This window comes from Calidithermus roseus (assembly GCF_003574095.1).
Classification (GTDB): Bacteria; Deinococcota; Deinococci; order Deinococcales; family Thermaceae; genus Calidithermus; species Calidithermus roseus.
Map to the genome: position 1 here is coordinate 14,052 of NZ_QWLA01000008.1, position 20,641 is coordinate 34,692.

21 protein-coding genes and 1 riboswitch are annotated in these 20,641 nt (G+C 65.6%); of the genes, 12 read left to right on the forward strand and 9 right to left on the reverse strand.

Features of this window, described 5'->3' with window-relative positions; translation table 11 throughout:
• The first annotated feature begins 131 nt into the window (after positions 1–131).
• A complete protein-coding gene (locus tag Mrose_RS03505; protein WP_119276045.1) occupies positions 132–1,625 on the forward strand; it encodes a tetratricopeptide repeat protein in 1,494 nt (497 codons plus the stop codon).
• Positions 1,626–1,641: 16 nt separating this feature from the next.
• On the opposite strand, the gene surE is transcribed toward Mrose_RS03505, so the two are convergent.
• The 3 genes from surE to Mrose_RS18760 all read right to left on the reverse strand — a co-directional run bounded on the left by surE (position 1,642) and on the right by Mrose_RS18760 (position 3,823).
• On the reverse strand, positions 1,642–2,388 hold the full coding sequence (gene surE, locus Mrose_RS03510) for a 5'/3'-nucleotidase SurE (protein WP_119276046.1): 747 nt from the start codon (positions 2,386–2,388) through the stop codon (positions 1,642–1,644).
• Positions 2,389–2,441: 53 nt separating this feature from the next.
• Entirely contained in the window at positions 2,442–3,542 is a 1,101-nt protein-coding gene (locus Mrose_RS03515) for a fatty acid desaturase family protein (protein WP_119276047.1), read from the reverse strand.
• Positions 3,543–3,673: 131 nt separating this feature from the next.
• Positions 3,674–3,823, reverse strand: coding sequence for a hypothetical protein (locus Mrose_RS18760; RefSeq protein ID WP_182482658.1), 150 nt, complete (start codon positions 3,821–3,823; stop codon positions 3,674–3,676).
• A 191-nt stretch (positions 3,824–4,014) separates the two neighbouring features.
• Between Mrose_RS18760 and Mrose_RS03520 the strand changes: the two genes are divergently transcribed.
• Positions 4,015–4,482: a CHRD domain-containing protein gene (locus Mrose_RS03520; protein WP_119276048.1), complete on the forward strand. Its 468-nt coding sequence runs from the start codon at positions 4,015–4,017 to the stop codon at positions 4,480–4,482.
• 269 nt (positions 4,483–4,751) lie between these two features.
• On the opposite strand, the gene minC is transcribed toward Mrose_RS03520, so the two are convergent.
• The 6 genes from minC to Mrose_RS03550 form a co-directional block, all read right to left on the reverse strand.
• Positions 4,752–5,294, reverse strand: coding sequence for a septum site-determining protein MinC (gene minC, locus Mrose_RS03525; RefSeq protein WP_119276049.1), 543 nt, complete (start codon positions 5,292–5,294; stop codon positions 4,752–4,754).
• 165 nt (positions 5,295–5,459) lie between these two features.
• The gene (locus Mrose_RS03530) at positions 5,460–7,295 is read right to left on the reverse strand and encodes a penicillin-binding transpeptidase domain-containing protein (protein ID WP_119276050.1); all 1,836 of its coding nucleotides are present in this window, start codon (positions 7,293–7,295) and stop codon (positions 5,460–5,462) included.
• Positions 7,288–7,767 carry a rod shape-determining protein MreD gene (mreD, locus tag Mrose_RS03535; RefSeq protein WP_119276051.1) on the reverse strand — a complete coding sequence of 160 codons (480 nt, stop codon included), beginning with the start codon at positions 7,765–7,767 and terminating at the stop codon, positions 7,288–7,290. Before mreD ends, Mrose_RS03530 begins: the two co-directional genes overlap by 8 nt.
• A 41-nt stretch (positions 7,768–7,808) precedes the next feature.
• A complete protein-coding gene (mreC, locus tag Mrose_RS03540) occupies positions 7,809–8,603 on the reverse strand; it encodes a rod shape-determining protein MreC (RefSeq protein ID WP_119276052.1) in 795 nt (264 codons plus the stop codon).
• Positions 8,600–9,205: a Maf family protein gene (locus tag Mrose_RS03545; protein ID WP_119276053.1), complete on the reverse strand. Its 606-nt coding sequence runs from the start codon at positions 9,203–9,205 to the stop codon at positions 8,600–8,602. Before Mrose_RS03545 ends, mreC begins: the two co-directional genes overlap by 4 nt.
• A 175-nt stretch (positions 9,206–9,380) precedes the next feature.
• Complete coding sequence (locus Mrose_RS03550; RefSeq protein ID WP_119276054.1) at positions 9,381–10,481, reverse strand: phospholipase D-like domain-containing protein; 1,101 nt, start codon at positions 10,479–10,481, stop codon at positions 9,381–9,383.
• 94 nt (positions 10,482–10,575) lie between these two features.
• On the opposite strand from Mrose_RS03550, the gene Mrose_RS03555 reads away from it, so the two are divergent.
• From Mrose_RS03555 to thiD, 10 genes are all read left to right on the forward strand, one after another.
• Positions 10,576–13,302: an eCIS core domain-containing protein gene (locus Mrose_RS03555; RefSeq protein WP_119276055.1), complete on the forward strand. Its 2,727-nt coding sequence runs from the start codon at positions 10,576–10,578 to the stop codon at positions 13,300–13,302.
• A gap of 104 nt (positions 13,303–13,406) precedes the next feature.
• Positions 13,407–14,252, forward strand: a complete 846-nt coding sequence (locus Mrose_RS03560; protein WP_147371561.1) for a hypothetical protein — start codon at positions 13,407–13,409, stop codon at positions 14,250–14,252.
• Complete coding sequence (locus Mrose_RS03565) at positions 14,249–14,626, forward strand: hypothetical protein (RefSeq protein ID WP_119276057.1); 378 nt, start codon at positions 14,249–14,251, stop codon at positions 14,624–14,626. Before Mrose_RS03560 ends, Mrose_RS03565 begins: the two co-directional genes overlap by 4 nt.
• Before the next feature lie 92 nt (positions 14,627–14,718).
• Positions 14,719–15,552, forward strand: a complete 834-nt coding sequence (locus tag Mrose_RS03570) for a hypothetical protein (protein ID WP_147371562.1) — start codon at positions 14,719–14,721, stop codon at positions 15,550–15,552.
• 199 nt (positions 15,553–15,751) lie between these two features.
• Positions 15,752–15,858: riboswitch (TPP riboswitch) on the forward strand.
• Between the two features lie 59 nt (positions 15,859–15,917).
• The gene (thiE, locus tag Mrose_RS03575) at positions 15,918–16,544 is read left to right on the forward strand and encodes a thiamine phosphate synthase (RefSeq protein ID WP_119276059.1); all 627 of its coding nucleotides are present in this window, start codon (positions 15,918–15,920) and stop codon (positions 16,542–16,544) included.
• The gene (gene thiS, locus Mrose_RS03580; protein ID WP_119276060.1) at positions 16,531–16,737 is read left to right on the forward strand and encodes a sulfur carrier protein ThiS; all 207 of its coding nucleotides are present in this window, start codon (positions 16,531–16,533) and stop codon (positions 16,735–16,737) included. Before thiE ends, thiS begins: the two co-directional genes overlap by 14 nt.
• A gap of 2 nt (positions 16,738–16,739) precedes the next feature.
• Positions 16,740–17,537: a thiazole synthase gene (locus tag Mrose_RS03585; protein WP_119276061.1), complete on the forward strand. Its 798-nt coding sequence runs from the start codon at positions 16,740–16,742 to the stop codon at positions 17,535–17,537.
• Positions 17,534–18,439 (forward strand): FAD-dependent oxidoreductase, encoded by a 906-nt coding sequence (locus tag Mrose_RS03590; protein ID WP_119276062.1) that lies wholly within the window; start codon positions 17,534–17,536, stop codon positions 18,437–18,439. Before Mrose_RS03585 ends, Mrose_RS03590 begins: the two co-directional genes overlap by 4 nt.
• Positions 18,440–18,458: 19 nt before the next feature.
• Positions 18,459–19,769 carry a phosphomethylpyrimidine synthase ThiC gene (gene thiC, locus Mrose_RS03595; protein ID WP_119276063.1) on the forward strand — a complete coding sequence of 437 codons (1,311 nt, stop codon included), beginning with the start codon at positions 18,459–18,461 and terminating at the stop codon, positions 19,767–19,769.
• 16 nt (positions 19,770–19,785) lie between these two features.
• Positions 19,786–20,589 carry a bifunctional hydroxymethylpyrimidine kinase/phosphomethylpyrimidine kinase gene (thiD, locus tag Mrose_RS03600; protein WP_119276064.1) on the forward strand — a complete coding sequence of 268 codons (804 nt, stop codon included), beginning with the start codon at positions 19,786–19,788 and terminating at the stop codon, positions 20,587–20,589.
• Positions 20,590–20,641 lie beyond the last annotated feature (52 nt).

Here is a 20,641-nt window from a genome sequence, read left to right on the forward strand (position 1 = left end):
ACTCCATGCAAATGTGTTTTTCCACAGAAGTTTACCCGGTTCAAGGATTTCCTTCCCCACCTAGAGTTACGACCCTCCAGCGTGGTTCGTCACAGCCCGGAACGCTTAGCGTTACATGGTAGACTTACCGCATGGTTTTGGCCCCCCGTATGCTCGCCGGAATTGGGCTCTGGATGCTGTTTTTGGGCAGTCTTGCCTTAGCCCAACTGGGAGCCGATGACTATTTTTTCCAGTGTCGAAGCCTATATGCGCGCGGCGACCTGAGCAGCGCCAAAGCCACCTGCGAACTGGCCCTCACCGCCAATTCCCAACACGTGCCTAGCCTCGAGCTCCTGATCCGCATCAACCTCGACGAGAAGCGCGTCGCCGAGGCCGAGCAAAGCCTCGAGCAGCTTCGGGGAATAGTCGGCTCGGACAACGCCACCTTGCAGCTGTTGCAGGCGAGGCTGCTGCTGTTGCGGGGGCGAGCCGCCGAAGCCCTGAGGATTCTGCCCAACAACCGCGACCCCGAGTCCTACCTCTATCAGGGAGTCGCCCTCGAAACCCTGGGGCGCTATGAGGAAGCCTACAACGCCTACCGCCGGGCTGATCGGCTGCTGGAGGGGCGGCTGGGCGCCGGGCGCATGGCCCAGCGGCTGGGCCAGCCTACCGAGGGCCTCTTCTTGTTGCGGGATAGCCCACGCGAAGAGTTGCTCAGGGGCGAGTTGTTGTGGAGTGCAGGGCGTCTGCAGGAAGCCGCAGAGGTGCTCGAGCCAACCCTTTCCCGCTTCAGCCGCCTGGACGACGAATATACCCAAGCCCTCAAGCTGCTCAGCGCCATCTACTACGGCAGGGGCGATCTCGAGCGCGGTGGAGCTTACCTGAGCCTGCTCAGCCAGCAGATGAGCCTGCCTACGCAGGTGCTGGCTCACATCTGGCCCTGGCTGGCGGTTTTCGTCCTTTACCTGGCGCTGATCCTCATCGGGGAGAGCCGCATCGAGCCCATGCGCACTGTCGAACTCGACAGCCAGTTCCGCCTCGGACCCGGCACGGTCCACGCTTGGCTGATCCTGGCCCCCCTGATCGCCGGTCCTCTGACCGCAGGCATCGGATATTTCCTCTACGGAAACTGGCTGGCGGCCTTTACCCCAGTCCAGGCCGAGACCGTGCGCCCGATGTTCTACCTCTTGCTGGGCGCGGTGGCTTTTCTCATCGCTTACACCCGCATCGGCCTGGCCAACTTGCACCTGGGCGCGCGACAAGACTGGATCGAGGGCGTATGGGCTGGCATCGTGCTGCTGGCGATCATAGCCATCTATGGCCTCATCCGCAAAGCTCTGGGGTTGGGGGAATTCCCCAACATCTACATCAGCTTCCTCGGTCTGGCGATGATGGAGCCGGTGTTGCGAGGGGCAGCTAATTTTTCCCTGCGCGAGCGCTACCGTGAACTCTCGACCTACATGCTGCCCCTGCTCTCGGGGCTGGCAATTTTCGGCCCCACGCTGCTGGGGGCAGGGGCTGGGGTATTCCTGGGCTGGCTGCGCAGGCGCACGGGAGGAACCCTCGCAGGGATGGTGGCCTGGGTGGTCGTGGGCCTGATCCTGACCCTGGTGGCCGAGTTGCCTTTCATGCGTAGGCTACTATAGCCCTCGCAAGCCCGCCTCATCCCTCCGCCAGGCTTCCTAGCTGCTCGAGGAAGCCGTATGCGGTGTAGTCCAGGCTCACCGGCGTGACCGAGACGAAGCCGTGCTGCACCGCCCAGAAGTCGGTGCCTTCCTGGAGTTCAGCCGTAGGCTTGCCCGCCACCCAGTAGTAGGGTCGCCCGTCGGGGTCGTGGCGCTCGACTACCGAGTCTTCGTAGCGGTGGGTGGAGAGCTTCGTGATGCGGATTCCCCGCGGGGGACGGTTGGGGAAGTTGACGTTGAGCAGAGTTTTGGGCGGGAGACCATTTTGCAGCACCCAACGAGAAATCCTCAGCGCGTGCTTTGCCGCTTCTTCAAAGCGCAGTTCCTCACCCGAAGCATCGAGGCTGAAGGCGATGGAGGGGATGCCCAAGGAAGCCCCCTCGAGGGCCGCTGCCACCGTGCCGGAGTGGGTCAGGTCGAGCCCCATGTTGACTCCGATGTTGATCCCCGAGACCACCAGGTCGGGACGGCCCAGCAGGTTGCTGCCCAGCACCACGCAATCGGCAGGAGTGCCGTCCACACGGTAGGCGGGAACCTCACCAAAGCCCGCTGAGGCCGTGTGCTTGAAGCGCAGGGGTCGTCGGAAGGTGATGCTGTGACCTACTCCGGACTGCTCCACGTCGGGGGCTACCACGTTGACTTCACCCAACTCGCGCAGGGCAAAGGCCAGAGCCTTGATGCCGGGGGAGAAAATGCCGTCGTCGTTGGCAACCAGAATCCGCATGGAAGATAGCCTAACCCTAAAGACCAAGGTCGGGAAGCACGCACCTTTGGCGTTTAGCGTTCGGCATTCGACGTGCGGCTATCAGCAGCCTTTCTGCGGGATTTGGCTACCCTGGCCCTATTGGGGAAAACCTTGCTGTCGTTGAGGCCAAAGCCCAAGGTGCCGAAGAGCCTGCCAGTGGTGGGTTCGATCAGGTTGCGGTGGTCGCGGTAGAGGCGGGGGGTCTTCCAGAGGTAGAGCAGAGCTTTCCAGTGGGGCAGCTCGTTGTAGCGCTCAGGCCAAAGTTCCTTGAGCTTGGCCGCGACGACGTGGGCGTATTTGGGGGAGAGCACCGGGAAGACGTGGTGTTCGATGTGGTAGCCAAAGCCCAGGGTGAGCCACTCGAGCCAGCGTGGGTTGCGGACGGTGAGGCTGTTGAGCAGGGGGTCGTTGGTCTGGGTGATGGGGTTGAGGAGGTGGTTGGTGGCGATGAAGCTCATGGCGATGAAGTTGGCCATCAGCCAGGGCAGCACGAACACGAACACGAAGTTGAGCGGCCCCACCAGCAGCAGCACTCCCAACCACACCAGCACCGGCAGGATGGCCTGGAAGACCACCACCGGACGCTCGTTGGGCTTGAAGTCGGGGAGAAAGCGCCGCAGCATCATGTGGGCGTGCAGGGTAAACCAGAAGGTGAAGGAGAAGAATAAGAACGCGCTCCGTAGCGCCGGGAGTTGCTTGAACATCCACTTCACGAGGGGTCGCTGAATGGCCGACTCGAGGGCCCCCATGGCGTCGGGGTCGTCGTGCGGGTGTTGGGTGTTGCCGTGGTGCTCGACGTTGTGCCACTTGCGCCACAGCCGCGCGCCCACCATCAGCGGCACGAAGGCGATAGTGCCGGTGACGGAGCGCAGCACGGGGTTCTTGGTGACCGCCCCGTGAAGAATCTCGTGCGCCAGGAAACCCATTCCGACGAAGGCATAGCCGATCCCGAAGGATAAGAGCAACTTGAGCAGTATATATGGGGTGGCCACGATGCCCCAGGCGCACAAAGCAAACAGGGCCAGGAAGATCGGCAGGTAGATCATCCTGGCAGGGACGGGCTCGAAAAAGTGGCGGGGTAGGTGGGCTTTGAGGACTTTGGTGTACTCACGCAGGTGTTGTTCTTCAGTCATTCGTTCTCCTCGACGGCTTCGGGGATAAGACAGTATACTCGAGGAAACTTAGAAACATAGGAGAAAACTACCCAAGGCGATACAAACGAAGCTGAGCGGGCCTGCGAAGACCCGCCCACCCATCGGTTCGGCTACTCGGCATTCTCCACGTCGTAGAGCTCGAGCACCTCCTCCCACAGGCGGCTTTGCTCGTGGGGGGTAGTGCTGGGTTGCTCCTGGAGCAGGTGCTGGGGCACACAGGTCACGGAGCCGGATGGAAGCTCGAGGCTAGGGCTTTCCATAGGTTGATCCTCCCGTAGGCTTAGCCTAGACCAGGTATAAAACCTACACGCGTTTACAGATCGAGGCTGCATACACCCGCACTTAGCGTGTAGCTCGAACCACTACACCACCCGGCCCTCGAGCCTGGTGTACTCCAACAGGGGCAATCCAAACCGGCCCAACCCCACGTACGGCTGGCTGGAGGACAAGTATGAACAGGAAATGGATGTTTCTGGCAATCACGAGCTTGCTGGCTGTGGGGGCCCTGGCCGCCCACGACACCAAAGCCGATGTGCGCTATACCGACCTGAGCGCGATGGGCAACAGCGGAGTCAAGGGATCGGCGGTGCTGATCACCCTCCCCAACGGGGACCTCGAGGTGTGGCTGCGGCTGGAGGGGCTCAAGCCAAACTCGGGGATGTACGCCAACCACATCCACTTCAACGACGCAGGCGACGCCAATTGCAAAGCCCAGAACGGCAACAAGATCCTCGGCCTCAAAGACGCCATGGCCGGCCCCGACGGCACCGCCCTCACCTACACCCGCATCCCAGCCGCCCAGGTCCCCACCTACCCCAAGGGCACCACCTACGTAAACGTGCACGCCAACAGCCCGCAGGCCGTGGGCCCCAGCATTAGCTGCGGCGACGTGTTGACCATCAAGCTAGGGCAGCGATGAGCGTCATACCAGATTCGGTTGATTCGTCACCGAATGGTGACGAATCAACCCGACCGAAGGGAGTGCTCTAGGATTCAAAAAGATAGCCTTTGGGAATCTTTGGGTTGGATGATTATCTTTTTGAATCCGGTTCAGTGGTCGATGGTCGATGGCCGAGCGCTAGACGCCAAACGCAAGACGCCTTGGCCCTAGACCCTTGACGCTAGCGGGGAGTGCCAGGGCGGAGCGTATAGGGACGACCTGTCGGTCGTCCCTATGGCGTTCGACACCTAGCGCTTCCCCCAGGGCTCGAGCACGATTCGCCCCTCGGCTACCCTAGCCCGCTCCGGGCTCCTGGCGGTGTGGGGATCGTCGGGAGCCTGGGCCACGTGATGAGCGATGCGAATCTGCTTGGCCTCGAAGACCGTAGCCCAGATGGTGGCCTCCTCGTTGCCGCCGGCTCCGGCGTGGGCTAGGCCACGCAGCTTCCCCACCACGATCACGTCGCCCCCAGCGATGACCTCGGCACCTGAGTTGACATCCCCCAGCACCACCACCGTTCCGGGCGACTCGACGCGCTGCCCAGCACGCAAAGTCTGGCTCACCACCTCGGTGTACGGGATGAAGCGCTCCCCCCTCGGAGGACGCAGGTTGAGGCCCCGCTCGCGCCCCAGTTCGCACAGCACCTCCAACACCTCCACCCCGATCTCCCCGGAGACCTCGACCTCCAGCGGCAACTCGGGCACCTCGGCCAGAGCCTTGCGCAGGGCCTCCGGGGTCTCGTTGCCGTCGAGACGGAGTGAAAGGCCGTTGAGGGTGGCTCGGATACGCATCTGGGAAAGTTATACCTTTGTCGGGGGGAAAAGGCAAAGCATAAGACCCTGAGCGTCAGGGTCGTACGTCCTAAGTCGTATGCGAGGCGCCCGACGTCGAAAGCCCAGAAGCCCGATCGAACGGCGTCTTGCGTTTAGCGTTTGGCGCACTTTGGCCATCGGCGTTCACCGTACAGCGTTCGAAGGGCCAGACTCCGGCACGGGCGCTGGCGGAGTCTCAGGTTCCGGTGGCCTAGGTTTGAACTCACCGATCTTCCAGTAGGCCTCCATGACCCGCTTGACCGCGGGCAGGGCTACGTTGTACCCCTCCCCGCCATTTTCGAAGAAGGCCACCACCACCAGGGGTGGTCTGGGGTCGCCGGGTACCGCGGGCCCGTAGCCCATGTACCAAGCGTGGGTGTAACCGTAGCCCTTGCGGTAGCTCATGCCGTTCTCGGCGGTGCCGGTCTTGCCCGCAGTAGGCACCTCGAGCGACCCCATCACCGGGCGGGCAGTGCCCCAGGTCACGGTCTTGCGCATGCCTTCCTGAAGCACCGACCAGTACTTGCCCTCGATCTGGGTGAAGCGCGGCTGCACGGCCCGGCTGCCGATCCTACGCACCAGGTGCAGTTCGGGCTGGCGGCCCGAGTTGACGATGGTGGCGAGCATCCGGGCGATCTGCACCGGGCTGGCCTCCACCGCGTCCTGACCGATGGCCACCGAGAGCGACTGGCCGGGGTACCACGGTTCTTTGAAGGTCTCTTCCTTCCACCTGCGCGTGGGGAGAAAACCCTTATCCTCGGCGATCTCGAGGCCAGTCGCACGGCCTATCCCCAGCTTGTTAGCCCACTCCGCGATGCCGTCTACGGTCTTGTAGGGGTCGGCAGCGATGGCCGCCTGGTAGTACCAGGTGTTGCAGCTTTGGGCGATGGCCTCCCGCACGGTCATGGGACCCATGTTGCCGGCGTACCAGTTCTTGCGGATGCCGCCGTACTTGATGTAAGGGCTGCAGGTGAACACGGTGTTGGGGGTGACGCCGGTCTTCTCGATGAAGTAGCTGCTGCTGGCGAGCTTGAAGGTCGAGCCCGGCGCATAGGCCGTGACCGCGCGATTGAGGGTAGGGAGGGACTTGTCGGAGTTGAAGGCCGCGATCTTCTTGTTGTCCTCGGGAGTGCGGGGGTAGCGGGCGAATAGGGCGGAGTCGAAACTGGGGGCGCTGGCCATGGCCAAGACCTCGCCGGTGCGGGGGTCCACGGCCACGATGGCTCCCTTGACCACGCTCTCCAGCGGCAAGCGATACTTTCTGCGCCCCTTGTTGATGTTGTCCAGACTCTCCTTCAGCACCCGCTCGGCCACCTGCTGGAGTTCAATGTCAATGGTGAGGTAGACATCCTGGCCGGGCACGGGCTCCTTGGTGATCTGCTCACTGACCCGCTCTCCGCGCACGTTCTTCTCCACCACCCGCTGGCCTCTCTGACCGCGCAGGTACTTCTCCAGCGCCGCCTCCAGGCCGGTGCGCCCCACCAGCTCGCGCGGGTCGTAGCCTTCATCCTCGACTTCCTGCTTGTTGGCGAAGAGCACGTAGCCCAGCACCGGACCGGAGATGGGGCGGGGATAGGTGCGCTCGAGGCGCTCCACCAGTTGCAGGTTGTCCTGTCCGGCAGTGAGTTCAGCCAGCGTCAGCACCAGGTTCTCGGGCAGGTTGGCCTTGAGCGTGACCGGTTCCTGGCCCACCTCCGGCAGTTCCTTGAGCCCCAGCAGCCGCAGGATGCGCTCCTTGAAGAGGATTTCGCCCCCGGAGTAGACCAGGTCGGTGGTCAGGCGGTTGCCCGCGATCATCTTGCCATTGCGGTCAAAGATACGGCCCCTGGGAGCCAGCAGCGTCTCGGTGCGCAGGTAGTTGCCCTGGCTGCGGGTGGCGTACTTTTCGTAACGAACCACCTGGAGCTGAAACAGCCGCGCTGTGTAGAGGCCCAGCACGGCGTAGACAACTAGCAGCAAAAGCCAGATGCGATTATTCACGGCGCCTCTCCCCCAGCACGCCACGGGCCCAGCTTAGCAAGAACGGCGCCAGGCCCAGGGTGAGGATGATCTCCGATGCGAAGACCCCGGTGAGGGCCGCGAAGCCGAACGGCCCCCCGCGCAACCAGTATCCGATCAAGGCATAGCCCAGCCACTTGGCGAGAAAACTCCCTCCCAGAATGGTGATCTGCCCCAGAAGTTCGTCGGGGTGAAAGCTGCGGGAGAAGCGGTAGTAGACATAGACCCCGCAGAGCAGCCCCACCGTGTGCAATCCAGGATACCCGGCGGAGAGCAAATCCTGAAGCATTCCGACGGCAAAGGCCAGCGGCAGGCCCACGTAGATGGGATAGAAGCTGGCCAAAGCCAGCGCTGCCAGGAAGGGCAGGTCGGGCGGGGCAAGCTCAGCCGGCATCAGACCGGAAACCAGGCCCTGCAGCAAGAAGGTAAGGAGGATCAGAATGGCCGCGCGCATATGCCAAGCACAACGATATTAGATTTGCCCTTTAGTGGCGCTCAGAGGGAGCGCAACACCATCACTTCCTCCAGCAGCGAGAACTGCACCAAGGGTCTGACCATGACCACTCGCTTCAGCGCTCCCGGCTTGAGAGGCAACACCTCGACCACCTCGCCGACCGGCAGACGGGGATAGAGCCCCTGGAAGGCCCCGGATTCCACCCGGTCTCCCACCTTGACCTCAGCATCGGGGGAAAGCTCGACCCTGAGCAATCGGGGAGGCTGTCCAAAGGCGATTCCTCGGCCCCGCTTTCCCGGCAGCAGGATCGCCACCCGCGACTCGGGATCCACCAGGGTGCGCACCACGGCTTCTTTGGGAGTGACGCTCACGATCACCCCCACCAAGCCCGCCGAGCCCGTGGCCACCACCGGATCGCCCACTTTGAGCCCGTCCTTCTCGCCCAGCCCGATGATCAGGCGGCGGTATAGGCCCGAGAGGTCCTCGTCGATCACGGGAGCGATGGCCTTGGCCCCCAGAGCCTTCTGCTCACGTACCTGCAAAGCTGCACTCAGGCGGCGGTTCTCTTCGCGCAACTGGGCGTTTTCCAGCCGCAGGGTGGCGATCTCCTGCCGCATGGCCCGGTTCTCTGCACGCAGGTCGCGGCGGTCGTAGAGCGCGGCGAGGGCGGCGTGGAGGTTGGAGCCCAGCCGGTAGCCCAGGCCGAAGATCGGTGCGGTTCGGGCAGAGAACTCAGCCGGCAGGGCGGGGGCTAGCTGGCGGGTGAGGCTCGAGGCCAGCAGCGCCAGCCCCAGCAACCCCACGAACAACAGCCGGCGGAGGATGGTTTCTCTCAAGCTGCTCCGCCTTTCCCACCGGAGAAATAGCCCTCCTCGGCCAGGAGTTGCCACAGCCGCCGCACCGGCAGCCCCATCACCGTGTAGAAATCGCCTTCGATCCTGTCCACCAGCACCATTCCCCGCTCCTGCACCCCGTAGCCCCCCGCCTTGTCCAGCCCCTCCCCGCTCGAGGCGTACCACTCGATCTCCCAGTCCTCCAGCCGCCGGAAGCGCACCTGGGCGGCGTCTACCAGGGCCACAGCCCTGCCCTCGGGCAGGATAAGGGCCAGCCCGGTGAAAACCGTGTGCGTCTGGCCCGAGAGCCGCTTCAGGAAAACCCTGTTCTCGGCCACGCTGACCGGTTTGCCCAGCAGCACCCCGTTCAGGGCCACCACGGTATCGGCGGCGACCACCCACTCCCCGCTTCGCCAGACCGCCTGGGCCTTGTGCAGGGCCAGCGCGTGGGCCAGCGCTTCGGGGGCGAGGTAGTTGGAGGCTTCCTCGTCGAGGTGGGCCGGACGGGTTTGAAAGGGCAACCCCAGGCGCTCCAGAAGCTGGGCGCGACGGGGGCTTTGCGAAGCCAGGATCAGGGTCGGCAGGCGGGCAGGGTCCAGCACCATTCCGGTAAGAGTGTATAGCGATGAGGGGCAGGGTGTAAGCGGGAAGCGATGAGCCGTCAGCGGTCAGCGAAAGGTTTGCGGCTCGTGGGAACCCCACCCCGGCCCTCGCCCCCTTGCTAAGGGGGGTGAAGAAAGGGCGTTTCGCGTTTTGCGTTTGGCTATCAGCCATCAACCCTTACAGCGGCTCCCCCACCCGCCAGATGGCCTCGAGTTCCTTCCGGTAACGCGCAGCCAGCTCGGGGCTTTTGAGGATGAGCAGGTTCTCGTTGTTGGAACGGTAGGCCGAGGCCGAGAAGTTGTAGCTGCCGGTGACCACCCAGGTATCGTCGAGCACGATGACCTTGTTGTGCTGGGTGTAGGGGTTGCCGTCCTTGCGCACTTCGATGCCCGCACGCTTGATCTCCTCGTCGAGGGAGTTGACGAGGTTGCGCGCGTCGATCACCACCCGCACCCGCACGCCTTTGCGCCTGAGGGCCACCAGCCCCTCCACGAAGCGACGGTCGGTGAGGACGTAGGCCGCGATCAGCACCTCCTTGCGGGCTAGGCTCAGGGTCTTGAGCAAGGCCGCGTGGCCAGCATCCCCGCCGGCAGGGCTGAAGTACACCTCGCCCTCGGTAGGGCCGAGGATGAAGCTCGCAGGAGCCCCCCGTCCCTCAGGCTTACCGCCCCAGAGCGCTTCGAACTCACCCCTGTAAGCCTGTACTAGCCCCGGCAGGGGAAAGAACAGGCTGTTCTCGTTATTGCGTTCGAAGGCGTTCCAGGTCAGGTTGGTGCTGCCGGTCCAGACCCCCACCTCGTCGATGAGCACGAACTTGTGGTGCATCAGCGCCTCGCGGTCGTCGTAGCAGACGGCAACCTGTTGCACCTCCTCGCAGCGCTCGCGGCCACCCCGCCCGCCAGCCCGCAGGCTTTCCCTGGCCTCGCGCCGGTAGTCACGGTCGGTGTAAAGCCGCACCTGTACCCCTCGAGCCGCTGCCTCGAGCAGGGCCTGGCCAATTTCGCGGTCCTCGAGTTCGAAGGCCGCCACGTCCACCTGGCGCTTGGCCGAGCCGATGAGCCCGATCAGGCGGGCCTTGGCCTTCGCTCCGTCGCCGGGCATCAGGTACAGCTCGATCTGTGCCCCGTCCGCAGCCGACCCCACAACCGGAGGAGGCTGGTTCCGCTGCCACTGCTGATACAGCCAGGCCCCGACCAAAAGCAAGACCAGCAACAGCAGACGCCACCCACTCGAGTCGCCCTTGCGACGGGAAAGGGAATTGACTTTACGACGCGCCATGTTCTCTACCTCGAGCCCTACCGACGAGCATCATAGCGGGTTTATTAAGGCAAGGTCTCGTGCATAACTTGGACCCAGTTTGTATAATCCCTCCATGCCCGTCTATGATGACCGCTCCAAGGAGCCGGTATATCCCTACCGCCCACGCCCGAGCAGTACGGGACACGAAGCCGAATCCACGCTTCCTCCCGCACCCCACCGGCGGGCTGAGGCAAAGGCACCGGCGACACCCCACAGAGCCCGCCTGGAGCGGGAGTGGCTGCACCTGGAAGTCCAGCGCTACCGGCGGCAGCTCGGGGAGGCCCTCGAGCCTCCCGAGGACCTCGCCGTCCGCCTCCAGCAGCGCCGGGGCCGGGGCACCCCCCTCCCCGGCCCCCTGCACCAGCGGCTGGAAGCACACCTGGGCCACCCCCTGCCCAAGATCCTCATCCACGCCGACGACGAAGCCCACCGCCTAAGCGAGGCCCTGGGAGCCCAAGCCTTCACCACCGGCCACGACATCTTCTTCCGTCAGGGGGCCTACGACCCCCACAGCCTGGAAGGGCAGAAGTTGCTGGCCCACGAGGCCGCCCACGTCCTGCAGCAGAGCCGGGGCCTGGTCAAGCCCGGCCTCGACCCCGACGAGACGCTGGAGCTTCAGGCCCAGCGGGTGGAGCAGGGCTTCGTGCCCCGTCCGGCCTATACCCTCCGGCTCCTGCCGGGCCTCGAGGTGCGCATTCCTGCCCAGGAGCGGCCCTGGCTGGACGAGGGCAGCGCCCTGGCCCTGCGGGGGGCGTACCGCCGGATTCCCCAGCGCCTCGCCGCGGCCTACCGGCAGGGTCTGAGCGCTGCCGAAGTAGCCCACGCCCTTCACAAAGCTGAAGCGGCCACGCAAATGCCCCTGCTCCAGGCCGTCCTCAGCTTCCTGGGAAGGGCCGAGGGCTTGAAGGCCAGCCTGCTGCGGGCCTACCAGGAACAAGGTCGCGAACATCACCAACAGGCTGGGGTCGCCGGGGTCGAGGCCCAAGCTCAGCCTGCCTCTGCTCCCCCTGTCCCTGCTGCCGTGCAGCTCCAGCCCGTCCTGCAGCGCAAGGAGAAGGCCGGCCAGGGTGAGGTGATTTCCGATCTGGTGGCGGCTGTCCGACAGGCACTGGCCCATCAGCGTGGCTTCAGGATTACCAAGCTGCTTTCGCCCCTCAGCCATGAGCAATTGCGCGCCGTAGCCGAGGAGTATGAGCGGGGCGAGGGGCGCCCCCTGCTCAACGAGCTATACAAGTTGGAGTGGGCCGGCCTGAGCCCCCAGTTGCTCAACCGGCTGGGCCTGGCCGCCCTCGGCTCGCAGCAGGAGGTGACCCTCGCGGCCTTCGCCGAGCAACTTGCCATCAGCCTGGCCTACGCCAACCAGTTTGATCTCTCCGACGCCAAGGGCTATCCCCAACCCTCTGGGAGCCAGGGCAACGCCAACCCTGCTCGGCTGCTGGCCACCTTCGGCTACCGGGCCCTGCCCGCCATCCAGGGGGAGTGGGGCTTCCAGATGCGGGTCTTCCTGCCCCTCCCTGGCCGGGCCCGCTTCCCCTTTGCCTTCGTGGCCATGCGCGGCACCGAGGGGGTCAACCTGCCGTTCATGAAGGCGGCCGACCTCAAGACCATGTCCGCCGCCCAGTTCACCAAGGAGTTGGAGAGCGATCTCGACACCCTCACCGACTTCGCCAGCGAGCACACCGGCTACAGCCAGTACGAAGCCAACCGGGACGTCATCGCCAAAGTCATCCAGGAAGCCCGCCAGGCCAGCCCCGGCCCCATGGCCATCTGCGGCCACAGCCTGGGCGGAGCCCTGGCCCAGATCGCCGCCGCCGATCACCCCCAGCACTTCCGCCACGTCTTCACCTTCCAGTCCCCCGGTATCCGCAAGGCCGACGTGGAGAAGTTGCGCCGGGCCAACCCCCGGCTCCAGGCCCTGCACCTGCGGGTTTCCAACGACGTGGTGCCCATGGCTGGGCAGCAGTTGGTGGATGGCCGCGTCCACACCTACCGGCGAGGGAAAGCCCTCCAGGCCCTCGACCCCACCAAGACCCACAACCTGCCCACCCTGGCCGAGGCCCTTCAGAGCCTGGGCCCCCAGCACCTCACCCCCGAGCAGCAGGCCATCGTCCGGTTGGGCAGCCAGGACCCCGACGAGCCCAGCGCCGCCCAGGACGGCGTCACCCCGGTGGCCGTCTCCGTCCATCCCAGCCAGAAGGACCCCATCCTGCGCGGCGAGGCCGCCAAGCAGAAGCTCCTGCCCCTCGTTTCTACCGCCTCCTTCCGCGCCGCCTACGCCTACAGCGTCGGCTACAACGCCCTCGTCGAGTGGGTGCAGCCCAAGCTCAGATCCCTCACACCTGAAGCAGTCACGGCGAAGGGTGGCGTGGCTTACTTGGTAGACCGGCTTGAGGGCATCCTCAAGCAGGCCAACGCCCTGGAGCAGATCCCCAACACCCCGCAGTGCCTGCGCCACTTCACCCTGGCCTTTGGCACGACGCCGGAGGCGGTACGCAGGGAGATCGGCACGCTGGAGGCCATCCTCGGGGGGAGGCTTCCCGAGCGAGGCCCCTTCAACCCCCACCACGTCCCCAAAGCCCTCATCCCGTACCGCGTCGCCGCGCTGAGGGACTTGGAGAGGAAGTACCTTGGCGGTTTCCTGCACCTGGACAAAGAGGTACTAAACTCCAACCGGGCGAAGCTGCGCTTCCACATCGCCGACCTGTGGTACGCCCAGCACCCCCGCGCCGACGAGGCCACGGTGAGGCTGTGGCAGGCGGCCCAGAAGGGCACCCGTGCCGCTCAGGAGCCCCCCGGATGAGCTTGAACCTACCAAGGCTGAACTTGGTCTTAATGCTGTTAGGGGCTTTGCTTCTACCAGGCAGCGGTTGCAAAGCCCTGAAGAGAGGGGCCACCGTGTCGTTCATGCAGGGAGTGAAACTGGACATTCGCCAGATGGACAACATGGACCGAGTCTTCGCCGAGCTGACCCGGGCCATCGAGTCCGTGGCCTGGCTGGAGCGTGGTCCTTGCGGCCACCTGCCCGATTATCGCTACTCCCGCTGCTATCACTACGACGAGTCCAAGCACTCCCACCACGACCTGAACGCCGACCTCGTCCCTGCGCTGCGGGCCGGTGGTGTCGCCGTCGAGAACTTCGAGGTTGGTGACGGGGATACCCGCACCTACGCCTACATCGAGCAATACCCCAACCTGTACGTCACCCTGGTGGACTTGGGAAGCGTGGTCGATGTGAAGCTCTCCCTCGAGGGCGAGGGGTACTGGGGTCAAAAGAGTGGGCCTGATGGAGCGTACGCCCTGGTGGACCTGGGCACCGCGGCCAGGGACGCCGCCTGGGCCTTGTTGTTTCGAGCGGGATACAGGATTCCTGATCTGCAGAGGGCCGAACAGACCTGCGCCCGTGCCCTCCAGCCCCACCAGTACTGCCTCGAGCTGGGCATGAGCTCCAGGGAGTTCGCTGCTGCCATAGCCGAACGATACTTTTCCGGCCCTAAAGACGAGTTCTGGAAGCGCTACGCCACCGGGGCATTTACTTACAGGGGTGAGCTGTGGGCTACGCCACCCGACCCCAATGATCCCCCTGAGGTGAGGAGCCTTCCCCCCAACTACGTCATGAGCTACCGACAAAACGGTTCGGTTGATACTTACGCTATTGAGGATAACGTTGCCTACAAGTCCATGCGCTTGACCTTCGGCTACACCCCCCACGGCGCGGGGGGCACCCTGCTGGTCAGCGCGGCCATGCGATGAGGAAGCCACACTTCAACTTCAACTTCACCCTGGCCTTTGGCACGACGCCGGAGGCGGTACGCAGGGAGATCGGCACGCTGGAGGCCATCCTCGGGGGGAAGCTTCCCGAGCGAGGCCCCTTCAACCCCCACCACGTCCCCAAAGCCCTCATCCCGTACCGCGTCGCCGCGCTGAGGGACTTGGAGAGCGCCTATCTGGGGGAGTATCTGCGGCTTGAAGATGAAGTTTTGCAGACCAATCGTCGGAAACTGCATCGCTTGATGGCCGACCTGTGGTACGCCCAGCACCCCCGCGCCGACGAGGCCACGGTGAGGCTGTGGCAAGAAGCGGTTGAGTACTTTGATCCTAAGCGCAAAGAGCGGGGATACTTATGATTTTGATTTCACCGTGGCTTAGGTGGAGTTGTGTAGGGATCGCTCTGTTTCTCCTGGGCGGTTGCAGGGCGCAAAAGCGAGGGAGCGATTTTATGCAGGGGGAGATTGTGGACATCCAAAGTGTCGAGGGCATGGACCGGGTCTTCGAGGAGATCAGCCGCGCCATCGAGTCGGTCCCCTGGATCAGGCGCAGCACCTGTGGACTGGGGGCGCTTAGCGACTACCGCTATACCCGCTGTTACAGCATGGAGGAAAGTTATGGCCTTTATGAACTCAACAGTGAGCTAATTCCTAGCATGCAAGCCAGGGGTATTCAGGTAAATGACTTTGAAGTGGGCGATGAAACCCAAACCAGTGCGACCCTTGCGCAATACCCCAACATCTGGTTTCACATGGTCTACCGAGGTGGAGGCATCATTGTGGATTTGTACCTTCGAAAGATTGGAGCCTGGAGGAGCCCCGAGATGCCTAAAGGCACCTACGCCCTCGTGGACCTGGGCACCGCGGCCAGGGACGCCGCCTGGAGCCTGCTCTACCGGGCGGGTTACTCCCCCAGCCGCCTGCGCAAAGCCGAGCAGGCCTGCACCCAGACCCTCCAGCCCCACCAGTACTGCCTCGAGCTGGACATGAGCTCCAGGGAGTTCGCTAGGGTAGTGTCCGATGTCTATTTTGACGGACCAGAGGATATGTTTTGGAGGTTGTACAACGCCAGGAAATCGTTCAGGTATGCGGGAGAGTTTGCAGTTAGGCCTCCTGGATGGAAAAGACGAGAAAGACCACTTTATGCCATCGAGTACAAACCTGGCGCTTTGCGTGAGTCCTACGTTATCGAAGACAACCTTGCCTACAAGTTTATGCGCTTTGCCATCAGCTACACCCCCCACGGCGAGGGGGGCACCTTGCTGGTCAGCGCCTCAATGCGATGAACAAGCCACTCCTCGCCCTAGCCTTCAGATAAGGGCATGGCTGATCTCGCTCTACCTGAGACACCTCCACTCCCCTTCCCTCACCTGTCCTCCCACAGGGTGTACCTCGGCTCTGGCATCGCCCATCCCCTGCTCGAGCCGACCAGAGAATCACCAGCGCCGACCTTGACGGGACTGCTGGCGGCCTGATAGCTTTGGACTGATCGGCTAGGGGTGCCCCCGCGGGGGCTGAGAACAGGGTGAGCCCTGTAACCCTTGGAACCTGATCCGGTTAGTACCGGCGGAGGGAAGCCCGTGGAAAAACTTTTCCAATCCAACGTATACCCCATTCCTCCTGGCCCTTCGCCGGTTCGGGAGGTGATTTTTTGCTGGGAAAACTGTACCTGGTGGTGAGCCCCCGACCCGGCCAGCCAGAGGCGGAGTTGCTGGGCCGCCTCGAGGCCGCCCTGGACGGCGGGGTCGAGCTGCTGCAACTGCGGGCTAAGGGCCTCGAGGCCCAGGCCATCCTCGCGCTCGGTGAGAAGCTGCGGGCCCTGTGCGAGCGCTATGGGGCGCCGCTGGTGATCAACGACCGCCCCGACCTGGCGACCGTGCTGGAAGCCGACGGGGTGCATTTGGGGCAGGGGGACCTGAGCGTGGCCCAGGCTCGGCGCTTCTTCGCGGGCTGGATTGGCCGCAGCACCCATGAACCTGAGCAGGCCCTGCGCGAGCAGGCCGAACTCGAGGGAATCGAGGGCTATGTTTCGGTGGGGCCGGTCTGGGAGACCCCCACCAAACCCGGACGGACCGCGACGGGCCTGGCGTACGTGCGGTGGGCGGCGCAAAACCTCCGCGTGCCCTGGTTTGCCATCGGGGGCATCGACGAGCGCACGCTACCCAGGGTGCTGGAGGCCGGGGCCCAGCGGGTGGCGGTGGTGCGGGCCATCCTGGACGCACCCCACCCCGAACAGGTCGCCGCGGGCATGCGGAGGTGGCTGGATGGTCTGGATTAACGGCAAGGCCGTGGAGGCCGAGGGGAAGAGCCTGAGCGAGGTGGTCGAGGCCGTGTGCGGCCAGCGGGGGATAAGCCTCGAGGCGGTCGCCGTGATGCTCAACGACGAAATCTGGGTCAAAGGCCGCTGGCCGGCCCGCCCCCTGGCGGCGGGGGACGTGGTGGAGGTCGTGGCCGTGATGCAGGGGGGCTAGCCATGAGCGAACTGGTGATCGCAGGCCAGCGCCTGAACAGCCGCCTGTTCGTGGGCACGGGCAAGTACCGCGACTTCGCGCTGATGCGGGAGGCGCTCGAGGCCTCCGGGGCCGAGGTGGTGACCGTCTCTGTCCGGCGCGTCGAGGTGGGAGCGGCGGGGCACCAGGGCCTGCTGGAAGCGCTGGACTGGCGGCGCTACCGGGTGCTGCCCAACACCGCCGGAGCCCGCACGGCCATCGAGGCCCTGCGCCTGGCTCGGCTGGGACGAGCCCTCACGGGGAGCGAGTGGGTCAAGCTGGAGGTCATCCCCGACCCCACCTACCTGCTACCTGACCCGCTGGAGACCTACCGCGCCGCCGAAGTCCTCGTGCAGGAGGGCTTCACGGTGCTGCCCTACATCGCCCCCGACCCGGTGCTGGCGCACAAGCTCGCCCGTCTCGGCTGCGCCACCGTGATGCCCCTGGCCGCCCCCATCGGCTCAGGGCAGGGTCTCAAAAACCGGGCCATGCTGGAAATTTTCGCACGGCAGCGCGCGGTGTTGCCGCCCGTCGTGGTGGATGCCGGGCTGCGCTGGCCCTCGGAGGCCGCCGGGGCGATGGAGTTGGGGGCCGACGCGGTGCTGGTCAACACCGCCATCGCCGAGGCCCAAGACCCCGTAGCCATGGCCGCTGCCTTCGGCCAGGCGGTGCGGGCAGGGCGCATGGCTTATGAAGCCGGTCCCATGCCCGAACGCGCCTTCGCCAGCCCCTCCAGTCCGACCCAAGGCGTCCCCCTGCCCCAGCCGGAGGAGCCCTTATGAGCGAGGTCGTGGTGGTGGGAGGTGGCATCATCGGCAGCCTCATCGCCTATCGCCTGCGCCAGGAGGGGCTCGAGGTCACCCTGCTGGAGGCGGGCAAGGCCGGGCAGGCCACCCGGGCCTCGGCGGGCATGCTGGCCCCGCACGCCGAAGGCCTGGGCGGGGAAGAGCTCGAGTGGGCCCAGGAAGGGCTCGAGCGCTACCCCGAACTCGTGCGCGAACTCGAAGCCGCCAGCGGGCTCGAGATCCCTCTGTCCCCGAGCGGTGTCTGGAGCCTGGAGCGGCCCCCGCGCCAGGGCTGGCAGGATTTGCGCGACCTCGAGCCCCGCCCCGGCGGCTACCTCGACCCGGTGCGGTTGCTGGCCGCCGTGCAGAAAGCCTTCGTGAACCTAGGCGGCACCGTGCGAGCGGAAGAAGCCCGGCACCTCGAGCCCGGCTGGGTGCACACCGCCACCCGGCGCCTCGCGGCCCGCCAGATCGTGCTCGCCAGTGGGGCCTGGTCGGGTCGCTTCGGCCTGGAGGTGCGCCCGCTCAAGGGCGAAGCCCTGCTGCTGGCGGCCCCGCCGCCGCCCGGCCCGATGTTCGTGGGAGCGGGTTACGCGTTGCCGCGCGGGGCCCAGGTCTACCTGGGGGCCACCCAGCGCGAGGGCTGGCAACCGGGCGTGGAGGCGGAGGGGCTCCACTGGCTGCAACACTACCGCGACACGCACTTCCCCCACCTCCGCGGCGCTGCCATCCTCGAGAGCCGCTGGGGTTACCGCCCGGCGGGCCCCCTGACGGTGGGGCGGCTCGAGCCGGGGATCCTGGCCGCCACCGGGCACGGGCGCAACGGCATCCTGCTGGCCCCCGCCACCGCCCGCCGCATCACCGAACTGGTGCTGAAGACCTGGAAGACACGCCGATAGCCGACATGAAGGAGCCGACATGACCCAGCTTGAAGCCGCCCGCAAGGGCATCGTCACCGAAGCCATGGCCTACGTGGCCCACTGTGAAGGGCTCGAGCCCCAGTTCGTACGGGAGCAGGTAGCCGCAGGGCGGGTGGTCATCCCCGCCAACCCCAACCACCGCACCCTCACCCACTTCACCGCCATCGGCGAGGGGATGCGGGTGAAGGTCAACGCCAACCTGGGCACCTCCTACGACTTCGCCGACCCTGAGCAGGAGGTGCAGAAGGTCCGGACGGCCATCGAGGCGGGTGCGGACACCGTGATGGACCTCTCCACCGGGGGCGACCTGGAGCGCATCCGCGAAATGACGTTGGAAGCCAGCACCGTCCCGCTGGGCACCGTGCCCATCTACGAGGCCGAATTCCAGGCCGCCCGGCGCAAGAGCGTCTTCGACATGACCGCCGACGAGTTGCTGGAGGTCATCGAGCGGCATGGCCGCTCGGGGGTCGACTACATCACCGTGCACGCGGGGGTGACCCAGGAAAGCCTGCGCCGCTACCGCAACGGCTCGAGGGTCACCGGCATCGTCTCGCGGGGGGGCGGGATGCTGGCGGCCTGGATGCTGCGCAACGAGCAGGAAAACCCGCTGTGGGAACGCTTCGACGACGTGCTCGAGATCGCCCGCAGCTACGACATGACCCTTTCGCTGGGCGACGGGCTGCGCCCGGGCTGCCTGGCCGACGCGACCGACCGCGCCCAGGTCCAGGAACTGCTGCTGGTGGGTGAGCTGGTCGAGCGCGCGCGCCGGGCCGGGGTGCAGGCTATGGTCGAGGGGCCGGGGCATATCCCCCTGAACGAGATCCAGGCCAACGTGCAGTTGCAGAAGAAACTCACCGACCACGCGCCCTTCTACATCCTGGGAATGCTCCCCATCGACACGGCAGCGGGGTTCGACCACATAGCGGGGGCCATCGGGGGGGCGGTCGCGGGCTGGCACGGGGCCGACATGCTGTGCTACCTCACCCCAGCCGAGCACCTGGCGCTGCCCACCGTCGAGCACGTGCGCGAGGGCGTGATCGCCTTCAAGCTCGCCGCCCACGTCGCCGACGTGGCTCGAGGCCACCCCGCCGCCCTCCTCCGCAACCGCCAGATGAGCCAGGCCCGCTACGCCCTCGACTGGGAACGCCAGTTCGAGCTGTGCCTCTTCCCCGAGGAGGCCCGCAGGCTCTACGAAGCCCGCGCCACCCGGACCAAGGCCTGCAGCATGTGCGGCCCCTTCTGCCCGATGAACCTAGTCGAGGCCGTGCTGCGCGGCAGGGCCCGCGTGAGCGACCTCGAGCCCGCCTGAACCCCCGGAGGCCCCGGTGCCCGTTCCCATCGCCCTCACCATCGCCGGTAGCGACCCCAGCGGTGGGGCCGGCCTCCAGGCCGACCTCAAGACCTTCCACCGCTTCGGGGTCTACGGCATGAGCGTGGTCAGCGTGCTGACCGTGCAGAACACCCTGGGGGTGCGCGAGGTCGTGCCCCTGGAAGCCACCCTGGTCGCACGCCAGCTAAAAGCCGTGCTGTACGACCCCGGAGCCCACGCCCTCAAGACCGGGGCCCTGGGCAACACCGCCATCCTCGAGGCCATCGCCCCCGTGCTCGCCCAGGCCGCCCTGCCGCTGGTCGTAGACCCCGTCCTCCTCTCGAAGAGCGGGCAGGAATTGCTGCCCTCCCCCGCCCTCGAGGCCCTGCGGTCCTGCCTACTCCCCCTCGCCACGCTGCTGACCCCCAACCTGCTCGAGGCCCAGGCCCTGCTGGGTCAGCCCATACGCGACCTGGCCGACGCCCGCGAAGCCGCCCGGCAGTTGGGGAGCCTGGGAGCACGGGCCGTGCTGCTCAAGGGCGGTCACCTGGCCGGGGAGGAGGCCACCGACGTGCTGTGGGACGGCCACGCGCTGTACCTCTTCCCCGCGCGGAAAATCCCCTCGGCCCATACCCACGGGACCGGCTGCACCCTCTCGGCTGCAATCACCGCCCTGCTGGCGAGGGGAATTCCCCTGCACGAAGCGGTCGCTCGAGCCAAGCGCTTCGTGAGCCAGGCCATCGAAACGGCCCCAGGCATCGGGCAGGGCATCGGGCCGCTCAACCACTGGGCGGGGGAGGGGGATGTCGATGGCCCATAGCCGGATGCGGGTCATACGTCCTACGTCGTACGCCAAGCGCCACGAGCCGTTC